The 15895-nt window shown below is 38.5% G+C and carries 11 protein-coding genes; 5 read left to right on the plus strand and 6 right to left on the minus strand.

Going from position 1 to position 15895, the window contains the following annotated elements; translation table 11 throughout:
- Positions 1-38: 38 nt before the first annotated feature.
- The 3 genes from ACOOE0_RS14595 to ACOOE0_RS14605 all read right to left on the minus strand — a co-directional run bounded on the left by ACOOE0_RS14595 (position 39) and on the right by ACOOE0_RS14605 (position 3299).
- Entirely contained in the window at positions 39-851 is an 813-nt protein-coding gene (locus tag ACOOE0_RS14595; protein WP_420399638.1) for a hypothetical protein, read from the minus strand.
- Positions 852-1154: 303 nt separating this feature from the next.
- Entirely contained in the window at positions 1155-2798 is a 1644-nt protein-coding gene (locus ACOOE0_RS14600) for a hypothetical protein (RefSeq protein WP_420399639.1), read from the minus strand.
- Positions 2799-2810: 12 nt separating this feature from the next.
- Positions 2811-3299 (minus strand): hypothetical protein, encoded by a 489-nt coding sequence (locus tag ACOOE0_RS14605; RefSeq protein WP_420399640.1) that lies wholly within the window; start codon positions 3297-3299, stop codon positions 2811-2813.
- 473 nt (positions 3300-3772) lie between these two features.
- Between ACOOE0_RS14605 and ACOOE0_RS14610 the strand changes: the two genes are divergently transcribed.
- Complete coding sequence (locus tag ACOOE0_RS14610) at positions 3773-4429, plus strand: HNH endonuclease (protein WP_420399641.1); 657 nt, start codon at positions 3773-3775, stop codon at positions 4427-4429.
- Here ACOOE0_RS14610 and ACOOE0_RS14615 read toward each other — a convergent pair.
- Positions 4401-5672 carry a DNA cytosine methyltransferase gene (locus ACOOE0_RS14615; RefSeq protein WP_420399642.1) on the minus strand — a complete coding sequence of 424 codons (1272 nt, stop codon included), beginning with the start codon at positions 5670-5672 and terminating at the stop codon, positions 4401-4403. The genes ACOOE0_RS14610 and ACOOE0_RS14615 overlap by 29 nt on opposite strands.
- A 276-nt stretch (positions 5673-5948) precedes the next feature.
- On the opposite strand from ACOOE0_RS14615, the gene ACOOE0_RS14620 reads away from it, so the two are divergent.
- From ACOOE0_RS14620 to ACOOE0_RS14630, 3 genes are all read left to right on the plus strand, one after another.
- Entirely contained in the window at positions 5949-6500 is a 552-nt protein-coding gene (locus tag ACOOE0_RS14620) for a hypothetical protein (protein ID WP_420399643.1), read from the plus strand.
- 26 nt (positions 6501-6526) lie between these two features.
- On the plus strand, positions 6527-7291 hold the full coding sequence (locus ACOOE0_RS14625; RefSeq protein WP_420399644.1) for a GNAT family N-acetyltransferase: 765 nt from the start codon (positions 6527-6529) through the stop codon (positions 7289-7291).
- Between the two features lie 113 nt (positions 7292-7404).
- Positions 7405-8550: a serine hydrolase domain-containing protein gene (locus ACOOE0_RS14630; RefSeq protein WP_420399645.1), complete on the plus strand. Its 1146-nt coding sequence runs from the start codon at positions 7405-7407 to the stop codon at positions 8548-8550.
- Between the two features lie 25 nt (positions 8551-8575).
- Here the strand turns inward: ACOOE0_RS14630 and ACOOE0_RS14635 are convergent, their stop codons facing one another.
- Together ACOOE0_RS14635 and ACOOE0_RS14640 are read right to left on the minus strand one after the other, a co-directional pair.
- A complete protein-coding gene (locus tag ACOOE0_RS14635; RefSeq protein ID WP_420399646.1) occupies positions 8576-9697 on the minus strand; it encodes a DUF4369 domain-containing protein in 1122 nt (373 codons plus the stop codon).
- Positions 9698-9937: 240 nt separating this feature from the next.
- Positions 9938-11374: a PQQ-dependent sugar dehydrogenase gene (locus tag ACOOE0_RS14640; RefSeq protein ID WP_420399647.1), complete on the minus strand. Its 1437-nt coding sequence runs from the start codon at positions 11372-11374 to the stop codon at positions 9938-9940.
- A gap of 473 nt (positions 11375-11847) precedes the next feature.
- On the opposite strand from ACOOE0_RS14640, the gene ACOOE0_RS14645 reads away from it, so the two are divergent.
- A complete protein-coding gene (locus ACOOE0_RS14645) occupies positions 11848-15840 on the plus strand; it encodes a hybrid sensor histidine kinase/response regulator transcription factor (RefSeq protein ID WP_420399648.1) in 3993 nt (1330 codons plus the stop codon).
- Positions 15841-15895 lie beyond the last annotated feature (55 nt).

A 15895-nucleotide genomic window follows, 5' to 3' on the forward strand; every position in this document is an offset into this window, starting at 1 on the left:
ACATAAAAGTTGTTTGAAATACATTTTAATATCGAAATCTATTCTTTTTGGTTAAATATCTTATCTAGGTACTCCTTCTTTTCTTCTTTACTTAAAGAATCCTTCACACTATCGAAGAATTTAAGTAATGTTTCATATTTGGCTTGAATCTCTTTTGACTTTTCAATTGCAGTTTTACTACTAAATTCCACAATTTTAATTTCTGCTTTTGCCTCTTCCACAGCTATCTCTTTGGTATTATCTAATACCGTTTTAAATAAAGGTTTTAGAAAAGCATCTTCCGAGTCAATAGCGCCGTTTGACGTAATAGGGTATATTCTTTCTAAATGTGTTGAGAGGTTTTCGAAATCTTCTGCAGTAACATTTTTACTGAATACTTTCATGTATTCTTCACGTCTTTTAATAATCTTGTCAGCCCTGTCAACAGAAGAATAATACATTTCATTTAATCTGTATAAAGCATCACGCATCATATTGACCGCAGCGGTTCTCTTTCCAAGTTCTGCAATGCTCCTTTGAGTTTTCAAAGCAGCTTCAATGTTTTCTACACCTTCGACACTTCCTACTTTTGCCGAAATCTCAGTTATTGACTGGATTGCTGCATCTGGTGGATTTTCTGCTAAAATTCTAACGTTCCCATTACCGTCAACATAAATCATTGAACCTCTTTTGGTAGCATCGTAATGAGCCCATGTAAGCGTCCCTTGTCCAGATTTGTATTGAGGCACTCTAACTATTCCCGCTTTTTTTCTCGCTGAACTATAGCTATGGTCAAAACTACTTTTAAGACCTGCGCAACTGCTAAGAACGGCCAATGCCAAAATCAATAATAATGATGATATCTTTTTCATCTTTGCTTGGTTTTAAATATTTAAAATTACTTTTCGAAAACGCACTATTCAATACCTACTAAAGGGTATTTTCTTGGGGGAAGTAAGTTGTAGGAAATCAATATTTTGAGGTATTGCGATATAGAAAATGATTGAAGAAAATCATTATAGAAAGACCTTAGAAATTCTGGGGTATTTCTATTATTTAAGGGTATTTTCGGCGGTTTTTATTAACAATTTAGGCTTAGGCCATTTCATACACTTTCACCTCCCCTACTTCGCGGGTTCACCAAAACAGTATTCCATTACCTTTTACGTTCAATCTTATTCTTTATTTCCTCTTGCAAGATTTACTTCTATAAATTCTTCAAATGTTTTTGCAGTAATCTTATCTGCATCACTATTAGTTGGTTGATACCTGGACTGACTGTCATCATATTTTACACCAATTACTTCATCTTCATTCAAATACTCATCATACAATTCAATTTCAGGGAAATATGATTTAGCGATCACATGAGAATTATTGACCTGTGTAGATAATTGTGCGTTAAAACTTTTATTTTCTTGCTGAGTAAATACGTGACGCCGTAACGAAGTATAAGAAAAGGTTCCACTATTTGATTCATTTTCAAATACCAACCCTTTTGATAAAAAAATTGCTGCTGCAAGATATGGATTGGACTTGGCGGCTACTGTGCCTGCGGCCGCTTCGCCAGAACCTTCACCATTATTGAGAGCTGAAAGTAGTGATTCCAAAGCATTGTTTTCCAAGTTTTGATTATCCCTTCTGTTCTTAAGGCTTTCAAGGTATTGAATGTATTTTTCATGTGCATTTGCCAAGTTATTGTCACCACGAGCAACTGCAGCAACCCTGGCTTGTTCATGATTTCTTATTACCTCATCCATCAGGGCTGAGGAACGAGACACATTCTCTATGAAAGGCTTATAAACATAACCCTCCAGACTTCTTAGAATCAAGTCACTCTCAACATCACGAAGGAAAATAGAATTATTTATGCTGGAGGTAGAAGTAATACCCGAATTACTCGTTTGTGTTATAAACTTACTTAAGGAACTAGATTTTGATTTAAAGAATAAAAAACCTCTTTTCCTTCTTCTTTGCTTGGTAATACTTTTATAAAATTCTTCAGAGAAGGCCGACACATAATTATTCAAATCAAAATTTGTAGTCGCCAACTGTGTTTTGTTAAGTCTCAGAATCATATTCAATGTTAAATTGAAATCTCCACGAAGCAACAACTTCGCTTCTTTTGAACTAAGTCCAGAGCCTACAAATTCGATTGAGGATTGTGAGCCGAGGGAGGCATTATTATAACCTAAACTACTTTTTAAATCACCTCCAATGCTGAGTGAACCAGAAATCTGCCTTGGAGATACCTGTTCAAAACTGTACTCAAGTATTTCATCTTTTAATTGAGTTTCTAGGTCAATAATCAATTCCCTGTACCTTGGAACATACTTGTAAGTCCTATGCCATCCTAATATTTTTTTAATGCCAAGAATGTTTAAGTATCTAGCTCTCTTCCCAACTAATATTCTTATCCAATGCCTCGTAATAATTTTCTTGTCTGCCATATTAAGAACATAGCCAAGAATAAGAAATTTCTCCTTATGGTGTATTATTGGTGAAGCGACATTCACAACAACTTTGAAACTATATTTTTTGTTTGCATGTTGATCATGTAATATGTCAGCTGAGCCCTTTATTTCATTTCCAATTTCGTCGTAAACTTTTACCAGTTCCGGTCGAATATCAAAATCTGGTAATATAGTAATCCTGGACTTTGGGTCACCTGAATTAAAAATGTTTAGCCTGTCTTGGGCAAAAAATTCGTAACCTAAATAATTGTAATAGCCGTCATTTGCAGAAACGTTCTGTGCATTAATGGACCAATCAAGACACAAGAATAACACTAAGAAAATAGGTTTGTAAGAGATTTTCATTTTAATTGTTTTTTAGTTGGTAAGTAACCGCTGAAGCTCTAGTTTACTTTGGGTTAACTCCGTTTCAGCCTTTATCCTATCTGTGGATATTATTTCCTTTACTGTAGAAAGAATATTTTCAAATATTTCCTTGGTCTCTTTATCAATCGTCCCGCTATTATTTCTTATCTCAGAGAGCCTATGTAAAGCATCTCGAAGAATATTAACGGCCTCGGTTCTTTCACCAAGTTGAGCGACTGTTCTAGTAATGTTAACCGTTTGTTCGGCAGTAAATGTTTCTCCCTGGCTTAGATTACTGCTTAATTGAAGAATTGAGCTTATTGCTACGTCAGGTTGTACCTCCGAAACTGTAAATACCTTACCGCTGCGATCTTTGTAAATCAAAGCACCTCTCTTTTCGGCATCATACTTGGCTAAATACGCACCGTCTCCCAGTGATTTTACTCCTCCACAACCTGTTAGCAAACAAATAATAATCAAAATAGCAGTTGCTCTCTTCATAACTAAGTGGTTTTGTTTGGCTAAAACTATGTTTGAAACTAATTAATAGGAATACCCACTTATGGGTATTTATTTAGAGAAAGTAAATCACAGGAAATCAATACTCTGGAGTACTACGAAATAGGAAACGAACACAAAAAATCGTTGTGAAAAATCCCTAGAAACCCTCAGGAATTTTAGCTTTTTAAAGCAGAATCGGGCAATACTTAGTGACAATAAGGCTCTTATGTCCTTTCGCTGCTACTCTGCAACCAACTTTTTACCAGCTTTACTTTGTGAATATCAAAGAGAAAATAGATATTAGAGTCAAGAAACTTGGGCAAGAGAAAATATTTCCTCGGAATCTTTACCCAACATAACCCATGTAGATAGAGCTTATTAAAGAAAAAGGCAATTAAACACTGCAATGACTCTACTTGAGGAAATACCCAATAGATCTAAAATCCCAATAGCTGAATTGTAATGGATATTTGATGAGCGCAAGAGAAAGGATTTACCATCATATCAGAGAAAACGGTTTAAAGGCATATTCCGGAGAAGAATTAAGAAAAATCGGAGGAATAAGCGATTGGGCGCGGGTTATTCGACAATTGAAACAGGATGACATCATTGAATATGATTATGATACGTCGTCTTCCTCCTATGTAATTACCAAAATTGGAGCGTATTCAAAACAAACCCGAAGAAGTGGCCTAACCAGTAAAGACCTTTATAGAATAAGGAACCGTGATGGACATAGGTGCCAATCCTGTGGTCAGGGAGCGAATGATGGTGTTAAACTTCATGTGGACCACAAAATACCAGTGGATTGGGGTGGCACAAACATTGATGACAATCTTTGGACTTTATGTTCTTCCTGTAATCAGGCTAAAAAATCATTTTTTAAAGATGACTTTGATTCCGAAGTTATGAAATTGGTCTATTCAGAATCTAGCGGCTATCAAAAGCTTAGGGTCCTTTTTGAAAATTCTCCAAATGTCAAATTTTCTCCTTCAATTTTACAAGGAATTGCAGGTATAAGGGATTGGACTCGGACAATTAGAAATATTAGGGAGAAATACGATCTTAATATTACGTGGTTCGCTTCGGACGAAGAGCACCCTAATGGCTATTATTCAAATGTTGTATAATCTTTTTTGCAGTGGCTTGAATGGCCGGAACAGCGACGGAATTACCAAACTGTTTATAGGCTTGTGCATCAGAAACTACAATTTTGAATTTATCTGGAAAACCCTGTAACCTGGCCCATTCTCTTGGAGTCATTTTTCGAACCCCCTCACGATTCACCTCTCCGGTAATGTTGGTAACGGGTTTGAAGTTGGTCAGTTTATCGTCAATTATCAAATTTCTTTCCCTACCCATTCCTCCACAGACAACAGCATTGGCTATTCCCTCATTGGGTATTATTTCATATCCGAAACCATTCCCCTTGCTTTCATGTCGGGCTCGATGTAGACGGAGCGTCCTTAGATAGGTATCTGATAAATAATACTTTACAGATACTTCCTCTTCTTCCAGGATTTCTTCCAAAACTTTGGTTTTGTTGGTTGGCTTCGGATATTTAAAGTCCGTAATCTCTAAATCCTGTCTGAATCCAACAATAAAAATTCTTTCTCTATTTTGGGGAACCCCATAATCTTTTGCATTAATTATTTCAGGTTCCGGAACGTAATATCCAAGTTCATTTCTAAGAACATTAAGTATGGTAGACAAGGTTCTTCCTCTATCGTGACTTCCCAAACCTTTAACGTTTTCAAGGAAAATCGCTTTGGGTCTTTTACTTCTAATTATTTCAGCAACATCAAAAAATAAAGTTCCCCGAGTATCTTCAAAACCTCCACGCCTACCGGCTATCGAAAAGGCCTGACAAGGGAATCCTGCGCAGAGAACATCAAAATCATCAGGAATATAGCTTTTGGTTTCGGCCTTGGTGATATCGCCAAAGGGTTCTTCTCCAAAATTTGCTTCATAAGTGCTTTTGGAATATTTATCCCATTCACTGGTGAAGACACATTTACCTCCCAAATTTTGTAGGGCCAACCTAAAACCACCAATACCTGCGAACAAATCAATAAACTTAAATTTAGGTTTCTTTGGTGCTGGAAAAGGAACCGTACTCTTGAAATTTGACAAATAATATTGAAGTGCTTCTTTTGCCGCTATATTCGTTATTTCATTTTGTGGATTCTTTAATTCCAAAAGATTCCTCACAAACTCAATGGCATCACGCTCATAACACTGGGAAACACCATTTTTATGATTATGCAGATAGTGTGTAAAAGCGGCTTTCTTTGGGCTTTCAGGCTCTAAAAATCTAAGCTTAAACTTCTCTCCCCTGATATCTTCAATCGTTATTTTTTCCTTTAATTTCATATAAAGTCAAGTGTTCTAAAACCCAATGCAAATTAGCAAGTTTATTTGAATTTTTTTCACCATGAAATTTTAGGTTTAAACAAAAGTTTCAACAATGACACTGCGATTTTGAAATTACAATAGTCCTAAAGTTGACCTGGCTTCCCTGCTACCTTTCTCCACTAATAAGGATCTATCGAAAGCTGTATCGACACCAAATCAGGTAACAAGCTGATATATATCATTGTAAGCCATAGTTTTCCAGAATATTTTTAAGGCTTATAAATCTTTAAAGTCGTGAGAGTTTTACCATTACTTTTTTCTTTACTGTTGGTCATGTCCACATATGGGCAAGATGCCGAAGTGCAAGCAAAAAAAACAACCGTAGGATTTGAATTGGATGCTGTGCCCTACCTATTTGAAGGATATTATGGTTCCGTATGGGTTGGCCATGATCACTTTAGATATAGAGCGGTAATTACAAAAATTGAAACCCCGAGTTTTATCCTTGAAGACGGTTTTACCAATAATGAAATGAAAGTCTACGCGGCTATTGTGGATTACTTTTTCAAACCTGGTTTTGAAGGCTGGTGGATTGGCCCTGGATTGGAATACTGGGACGCCACCATACAAACCGATGCCAAATTGGAAACAGCAGCATACAACAACACCATTTTTACATTGGGTGGCGGATATGTGTGGAAATTTCACAAGAACTTTTATCTAAACCCTTGGGCCGCTGTGCATCTCCGAATTGCCGGAGATAAAGAAGTAAGGGTAGATCAAAGTCTATATGAAACGCCCCTCCTAATCCCGGAAATCTCACTTAAACTGGGATGGCATTTTTAGTTTCATAAATTCCAAAAAATAATACTATGAAATTAGTGGAGGTAACACCGGAAAACGCACAAAAAGAGACTTTCTTCTGTATAAAAGACACGAAAAGACAGGGATTTAAGGATAAGGCCCAGTGGTATGAAAAGCGTTATAAGGAAGGCTTACGAATAAAGATACTCAAGAATGATGAGGACAAGATGATTGGATTTATGGAGTATGTGCCTGCAAAATATGCTTGGCGCCCATTAGATGCTGACAGCCATATGTTCATCCATTGCACCTACATTTACTCTAAAAAAGAACGAAGTAAGGGGTATGGTTCATTGCTTATTCTAGATGCGGAAAAAGAAGCCAAAGCCTTAGGGCTTGATGGGTTATGTGTAATGACCAGCAAAGGTGGTTGGTTGGCCAATAAGACCCTTTTTGAGAAAAACGGCTTTCAGCAGATTGAGGTCAAGGACCGATTTGAACTTCTGCATAAAACTTGGAACGACAAAAGCGAAAAACCAAAATTTCACAACTGGACCAAGCAACAGGGAAAATACAAAGGCTGGCATCTACTTTATGCAGATCAGTGTCCTTGGAGCGAAAAGTCAGTAACAGCCATACTTAACATTGCAATGGCCCACGGAGTGGATATAAAAGTTTCCAAAATAGAAACCGTAGACGAAGCTAAAATGGCACCTTCAGGTTTTGGGGTTTTCAATTTATTGCATGATGGCAAATTATTGGAGGACCATTATTTGAGTGGAACCCGATTCAGAACCATTTTAAAAAAAGAGCTTAACCTTACTGCCAGATAATACAAATACCTAGCGGATAGCAAACTGCGTAATTCTTCATGGCACAAAATTTGTTGGTTTACAAGTGGGCCATTCCAACGTATGGTACTCTTTAACCAAAGCAACCCAACAAAGTGCAACACCATTTTACAAAATCGGTTTTTATTCTTGGCATAGCCATGCTTTTTTGGCATTGTAGCGAGGATGATGAGCTTCCCCAAACCATTGATCAGGACTCTTTAAACACTTTAATTGAGGAGGAACGGATACAGGAAAATGCCCCGGCCATTGCTGCTGTTATTGTAAAAGATGGCCAAGTGGTCTGGGAAAATTTCTTCGGTTTTAAAACCCTCAACACCACCGAGCGTCCAGATGAAAACACCGTTTTTATTCTTGCCTCCGTCTCCAAAACCGTGGTAGCCGTTGCCGTCATGCAGCTGGTGGAACAAGGACTTTTAGATCTTGATGAAGATGTAAATACCTATATCCCTTTCGCTCTTCGCAATCCAAATTTCCCCAATACCCCGATTACCGCTAGGATGTTGCTCACCCACACCTCTAGCCTATCATGGCCTACCAATGCAGAAGATCCAAATTTCAACAACACCTTTGAGTCTGCCAATGCACCGGGCATTTATCCTTGGTTGCGGGATTACCTCACTCCCAACAATCCAAATTTTCAGCCCAATAGCTGGCAAAACAATGCCCCAGGAACCTCCTATCAGTATAGCAATATAGGAGCTGCAGTTTTGGGCTACCTGGTCCAATCCATCAGTGGAATGGACTTTAACAGTTATTGTGTGGAACATATTTTCGCCCCCTTGCAAATGCATAACAGCGCGTTTAAAATTGCAGACCTTTCACCTACCACAGATTTTGCTTCCTTGTATTTTGAAGGGCAGCTTATCCCGCAATATTCTGCGCCCCACTACCCCGCATTCGCACTAAGAAGTACTACCGCAGATATGGCCAACTTCATGATAGCAATGCTCAACGAGGGTGCTTTCGGAGAGGTTCGGGTCTTGCAAGCAATAACGGTACAACAAATGTTTACCATTAAGGTTCCCGACAAAAAGGTAGGCTTTATCTGGACAGTACTCAGCGGAAAATGGATGGGTCATATTGGAGAATATTGGGGAGTGTCATCCAGCATGGACATTCATAGGGAAAAAAACCTAGGCGTGTTTATTGTAAGCAACGACTCGCATATTGAGTCTATTTATCCGGAAGGAAAGATATATAGATACATTCATAAGTACGCAGAACAATTTGTGGACTAGTTCCAAGTTGATGTTTTTCAATTCATCAGTTGGATGCAATCCTTTCTAAAATGGATTCAAAAAAACCTTCATTATATCCTTCAATTTTATCAATGATTATACCATTTTGGTCAATTAAAAATGATTTTGGTAGGGCTTGAACACTGTACAATTTTGCAATGCTATCATTTCTATTTCCTGCTGCCCATATATTGGTCCATTTAATACCATCATCGTTAGAAGCCATCTCCCAGACTTTTTTATCCTTATCGATTGAAAAACTAACAATTTTCAATTCCTTTGGAATGGTTTTAAAATTTTTGCTGAAAAACCTGTTTTCTAAGCGACAAGGTTTGCACCCTCGACTCCAAAAACTCAGATAAATGTAATTTCCTTTTAGGGAGGATAGATTTATTGGCTCACCAGTCATCGAAATACCTTCAAAATCGGCAAACATGTCTCCTTCTTTTAACTCAATTTCGTTGCCCTTAACATATCTGTCCAAGGCCAATGCATCTGGCAGATTTTGGTGTTTAGAGTCAAGTTTAGATAGGACTTTTTCAAGTGTATCTTTCGATATGAATTTTCTGTTTCTATACAATAGGTCCAAGGTGAAATAAGAATTGGGATTTTTTACAATAAAACTTCTCATCAGCTCCTTTGATTTGGCAACATTTTTTTCATACCTACGGACAAGTTCACTTTTGTGAAGCTCATCTGTGAACAAGTTTTTGGAAAGACTATCTCCAATTTTCAAGTACTTGGTATCATATTTTCCGGTAAGTTCCCACATTTTATTTTTGAGATCCTGTTCGGGACCACCGGTCACCTCTTTCTGAAAATAGATGTCTGAGTAGGTTGATTCAAAACGTATTTCAGTATTTTCAATAATTAGGTCGGAATACTTGTTCTGGTCGGGAATGATCAATACACAGTGGGTCGGATGGTCTATTTTTCCTTTCATGATAAATTCATCGTTCTTGACCATGGCAGAATCTATGTTTGATTGCAATTCCATACTGAATAAATAGATTTTTGTGTCTTGGGGAGTGCCATCAATATGCCCTGTTAATCTGTAACCTTTACTTTCACTATCCCTACCGCAACCATATACAGAGAGCAGCAGGACTACCATCAATTTATATATGGGAATTTTACCATTTGCCATATTGCGTTGATTATGGTTGAAGAATTTTGTTAACCGTTGTTGAACAACGTACCTAATAGTCGGTAAGTTTTAACAGCTAACATTTACTACCAAAGACGGTTAAAAAAAGACAATGTGACAATTACCCTGTTCCAGAATTGTAATTTGGAATCAATGACTATTTACATACCTGTTGCAAAGCACTCAAACCTATCAATTTTGTAAGGTAAACACGACATGCAACTTCAACAAAAAGGGCTACTATTGCTCAGGTACCAGACGTATAAGTCTACCAGGGCCCTCTACAGCAACGTACAGATATCCGTCTACTCCCATTTGTGCATCGCGTACCCTACCGATACCATCCAATAGGGTTTCATGGCCAACCACTGTGTTGCCATTCATTTGCAAACGATGGAGATATTCAAATTTGAGCGAACTAACGAACAGATCATTTTTCCAATTTCCATAAAAATCGCTGGACACAAATGTCATTCCGCAGGGAGCAATGGATGGAGTCCAGTAATATACGGGTTGTTCCATGCCTGCTAGCTCGGTAAGATCAGTGAATGTGGTACCATCGTAATTGATACCATATGAAATAACCGGCCACCCATTGTTTTCCCCAGCTTCCAAAATATTGATTTCATCACCCCCCTGAGGGCCATGCTCGCCCTCCCAAAGCGCACCTGTTTCCGGATGCAAGGTCATCCCCTGTGGATTTCGTGTGCCATAGGTAAATATGGAAGTAATCGCACCGGATGTATTATAAAAAGGGTTGTCCGGTGGGATTTGGCCATCGTCATGGATGCGGTGTATTTTTCCATGGGCATTGTCCAATTCTTGGGGGTAGGCATCCCTATTTCCGCGATCACCGACAGAAACATATAGGTAGCCATTGTTATCAAATACCAATCTTGAGCCATAATGATGGGAACTATTGAGATACGGAAGGGCCGTAAATATGTTTTCCACATCAACCAAGTTGTTGCCTTCCAGTCTACCTCTTGCCACGGCTGTGGTCCGCTCGGAGGCATTAGATGGGTTAATACGCGAATAGGACAGATATACCAAGGCATTGTTTTCAAAATCGGGATGTATAATCACATCCAACATTCCACCCTGCCCTTGCGAAGCAACAGCTGGGACACCGCCAATTTCTATCAATTGCTTATCGTTATTTACCAAATATAGTCCTCCCCCACGTTCGGTCACCAATATTTCACCATTGGGCAATTGCTCTATGCCCCAAGGAATACCAGGAATCTCGTCGGTTAGGGTTTCCAATCGAAATGTCAGGTCATTGGAAGAAATCAAACCCGACAAATCGGGGTTCTCTTCCTCCAACATCGCTTTTGTTTTTCCGTCAATCTCGGTAAGGATATAGTTGGTCAAATCCTCAATTTGTTGTGCGCTTAGAGCAGATCCGTATGCTGGCATACCATTGTCCGCATACCCATCTGTTATGGATTCTATGACATCTTCCGAAGCATTGCCATATGTCCAATCGCGTTCCACAAATGAGCCTAGGTCTTGCCCATGGCATCCTCCACATTGATTTCGATAAATAAGGGCAACATCTCCCTCAATAACTTCATTGTCTGGGTCGTTATTTTCTTCTTCCGGCAACACAGGTTCCAGTGAATTGTTGCAGCTCAACAGCATGAACAAAAACACCAATTTCGTTGATGTGATCAAGCAATTGTAAGTGAACTTTAATTTGAAAGTGTGGTCAGCAAAGCGATTTGAGGTGATTAGGGCCATAATTATCCATTTAAATGGGGTGATGAAAATTTATAGCTTGAATTACCAAAGACAGGGCTAATTTATAGTGTCCTAGTAATTAGCGCATTAACGTTACATTATATGTAACGCTGTTTAAAAGAATAAAGTATGGGTAGAGACGCCAAAAAGAGACTTAGCATCAGTGGATTACTGCTTGACGCTTGTTCAATTTCGTGATAAATCAGCCATTCAAAGTTCGTTCAATACAATGAATGTATCCTGGTACCCAAACCGAATGTTTAAGACTCCCAACGCTTTTATCAACCACCTTTTGACCTTCAACCTAAGACCCGTTTCTTTATAAATTTGGTAATTTAACCGGTCAATAGCTAAAGCCCAAACGCTTTCTATGATATGGCGCCCGAACAGGATCAACAACCTTTAAAATGAACTTTTTCGCATACTTTCTGAATAAATTCCTGATTGGAGACCACTTCAAAAAAGCAGTTTTTGAATTCCTTTCGAACAAGAACATCAAGATTTGTATCCCGTTTTTTCTGTTCTTCTGTCTTGGGTCTGTTTCTGCCCAAAAGTTTGTAGGGGATTTTGAAGTCACCCATTTTAAATTACCCATTGAGACCTCTACAAATGCAATCTTGGAAGACTCTTATGATTTCGTATGGATAAGTTCAACGAATGGCTTATGGCGTTATGATGGAAGCACCTATAAAAACTACATAAAAAACGAAAATGATCATACAAGTATCACGGATAACCACATTTCCTATCTGTACGAAGACCAGCAAAAAACGTTATGGATAGGCACCTATGGCGGAGGGCTTTTAAAATACGATCGTAACTGTGATTGTTTTCAGCGGTTTATACATGATGAGCAAAACCCAAAAAGTCTAAGTTTTAATGAAATAAAGGTCATCTATGAAACTAGGGACAATGATTTTTATGTAGGGACAGATGGTGGTGGCCTTAACCTAATGGATCGCTCAACAAACACTTTCAAATCCTTTCAACATAGCGCAACGGACTCTTTGACCATAAGCCACAACAATGTACTGGCCTTGGAAGAGGACACAGAGGGGAATCTTTTTGTGGGCACTTGGAAAGGACTGAACATTTTTAACAAAGACACCCAAAAGGTTAGACGTATTTTCAACGACACCCCAAAAGAATCCCAAAATCACTTTGAGCTGGCCTTCTTTAATGGCCAACTAATTACCACGTATAATGGGGGTTCCATTTATGAATCTGAAAACAATTTCTCCCGAATCGACCTATCCAACAACTGGTTAAGCAGAGTCAAAAAGGAAAGTAACGGGATATGCTGGTTTACCAGCGGTAACCGTGTCCATATTACCGATTCCAATTTTAATGTGCTCCAAACCTTGGACTTGGGCAATTTGTTTTATCCTGAAGGAGATTTTGCCCTGAACAATATCTACCATAAAAAAAATAAGAACGTAACCTGGGTTTTGGATGCCTTGGGGAATTTTTTCCTTATCGAGAAAAAAACCACTGCTTTTAAGCAGTTCGCAAAAGAGATAACTCAGGCTTCCATAGCTAAAACCGATGTAAATTATTGGTTAACCCAAGGCGATAACATTTTCATCTACAATTTGGAAAATGGGGAACTGAAAAGATTGCAAACAAAATTCAACGGTAGACCCATTGTTGCAACCAACCAAAATCAAAATGTATGGGTTATCGACACCCAAAACTATTATCAGTTTTCCCCTATGGGTGACTTGATCCTACAAAAAACAAGAATATCGATGCCCAGTGCCGCCCTGCTATCCAGTCCAGGTGAATTGTGGGCCGGGGAAATTTTGGGGGTTACCCACTACCTTCCCGATTCCAACAAGATGACCCATTACGAATGTGATCCCCATGTTCCCAGTGGTATTGGTTATTTTCATCATGCTTCGATCATATTTGAAGACTCAAAGGGTGACATTTGGATAGGCACACAGGGAGATGGATTGAAAAAATACAATCCTGACGGGAATGAGTTTATTCACTATAGGCACAAAATTGGTGACAAATCAACGGTCAGCAATAATTTTGTCAATGAAATCTTTGAAGACAACAAAAACACCCTTTGGATTGGAACAAGCGCAGGGTTATGCAAATTGGATCATACCACCAACACCTTTACACAAATTGAAAATCCCCTGATCAAGGATAAAATCATCAATTCAATTGAACAGGATTCGCAAGGGAATTTTTGGGTCGGAACCCTAAATGGCTTGGTCAAATTCAACGAAACCAACAACGAAGTCCGCATTTTAAACGAACAAGATGGACTCCCCTCCCATAAAATACTGTCTTCAAGTTTGGCATTGGATTCTGGAGAACTCATTTTCTCCACCGACAACGGTTCAATGATATTCGACCCAGAAAAAGTTAAGGCCAGTAGTGTGGAATCTCCACTTTATATCTCAAAATTGTGGGTAAACAATGAGCTGGTCAAACCCCATAGCAAATACATCACCAAAAATATTGAGGTGGAGGAAAAAATCGAATTAAACTATGATGATAGGAAATTCGAATTTGAGTTTCAGGTCATCAACTACAACAACAATGGGCGTTGCAAGTTTGCCTATAAATTGGACGGTTATGACGAGGATTGGACCCAAGCGCATACGAACCAAAAAGCCACCTACACAAACATTCCATCGGGCAGTTATTCGTTTTTGGTCAAAGCAAGCAATGAAGATGGTATCTGGAGTGATAGTACCACTAAAATTGACGTTTTAATAAAACCCCCATTTTGGGAATTGTTATGGGTTCGGGTGCTGGGGTCCATCCTACTTCTATCCCTTTTTGGTATAATGATATGGCTCATTATCAAAAGAGAACGGACCCGATCTAAATTTGAAATAGAAAAACAACGCGTTTTGCAATTTGAAGAAGTTGCAAAAATGAAATTGAAATTTTTCACCAATATCTCCCATGAACTGCGCACCCCGCTAACACTCATCGCATCTCCCCTGGATAAATACATTAGGGAAAAAATAAAACCGAACAACAACGTTCTGGAGATGATGTACCGCAACAGTACCCGTCTTTTAGAGCTTGTAAATCAGATTCTTGATTTTAGAAAATTGGAAAACAATCAAAAGCTTCATATTTCCCCTCAAAAGGATCTTTCCGTTTTCAACAACATAAATGTATCCTCTGCCTATTGGTCCAAAGAGAAAAAAATCAACTACGAGTACCTGCACCCAACAGATTTCGGAACCTTGTTTTTTGATATTGATATTATTGAAAAAGTAGCGACCAACCTTCTTTCCAATGCTTTTAAATATACCCCTGAAGGAGGCGCCATTAAGTTATCTGTAAGATTTATGGACATGAATACTGATTCAGAAGGGGAAGCAACTTCGGGCGACATGGAAATCAATGTCATAGACAATGGAATTGGAATTCCCTTGGAGTATCGGGATAAAGTATTTGAGCGATTTTATCAATTGGATGAAAACCCCGAATTTGGGTATAGCAGTGGAATTGGGCTGGCACTTACAGCAGAACTGGTAAAGTTGCATAAAGGTTCCATACAACTATTGGATGGTACAGAAAAGGGCTGTCATTTCAGGGTGAAAATACCTGTGGGATACAAGAATTACGAAACGGAGAATTCGATAATAACCAATGGCCTTTCCCATATTGATTCCAGTAAAACCCTGATATTAATTGTTGAGGACAATCAGGACATTAGAAAATACATAAAGGGCGAATTAAAAGAACAATATCAGATTCTTGAGGCCACCAATGGGAAAGAAGGACTGCAAATGGCCATAGCCACCTTACCCGACATTATTATTAGTGATATCATGATGCCGGAAACCGATGGCATTCAATTGGCGAATCAGCTGAAGAGTAATGAGTTGACGGCCCATATTCCCTTGTTATTCTTAACCGCAAAAACAGGAGCGGAAAATAAAATTACTGGCTTATCAACTGGGGCGGATGATTACATCCAAAAACCATTCTACATTTCAGAAATACAACTTAAAATCAAAAATCTACTGGAGGGTAGAAAGCTATTGCTTAAAAAGTTGAAAAAAGACCTTGCCAACAATTCAGAACCTGACTATGAAAGGAAGGATAGATATCTGGACAAGGTGAACTCCATAATTGATGAAAACATGGAGGATGCCAATTTTTCGGTGGACCGACTTAGCGCTGAATTGGGCATTGGGCGTTCCCAATTATATCGAAAAATCCAGGCCATAACTGGTAAATCCATCATTGAATACATCAACTTCCACAAGCTTTCCACCGCCATGAATTTGATTAAAGAGGGCGATTATTCTTTAAAAGAAATTTCATTCAGAGTAGGTTACAACGATAATCGATATTTCAGTAAATCGTTTAAGAAGGAATTCGGGAATCCTCCTTCGTATTACCTTCCAAAGAGATAAAATACCCCGGTAAGGCATTTTTTCCACCTCTTTGGACAATAATTCCACCCCAATA

Source organism: Flagellimonas sp. (assembly GCF_965215805.1).
Classification (GTDB): domain Bacteria; phylum Bacteroidota; class Bacteroidia; order Flavobacteriales; family Flavobacteriaceae; genus Flagellimonas.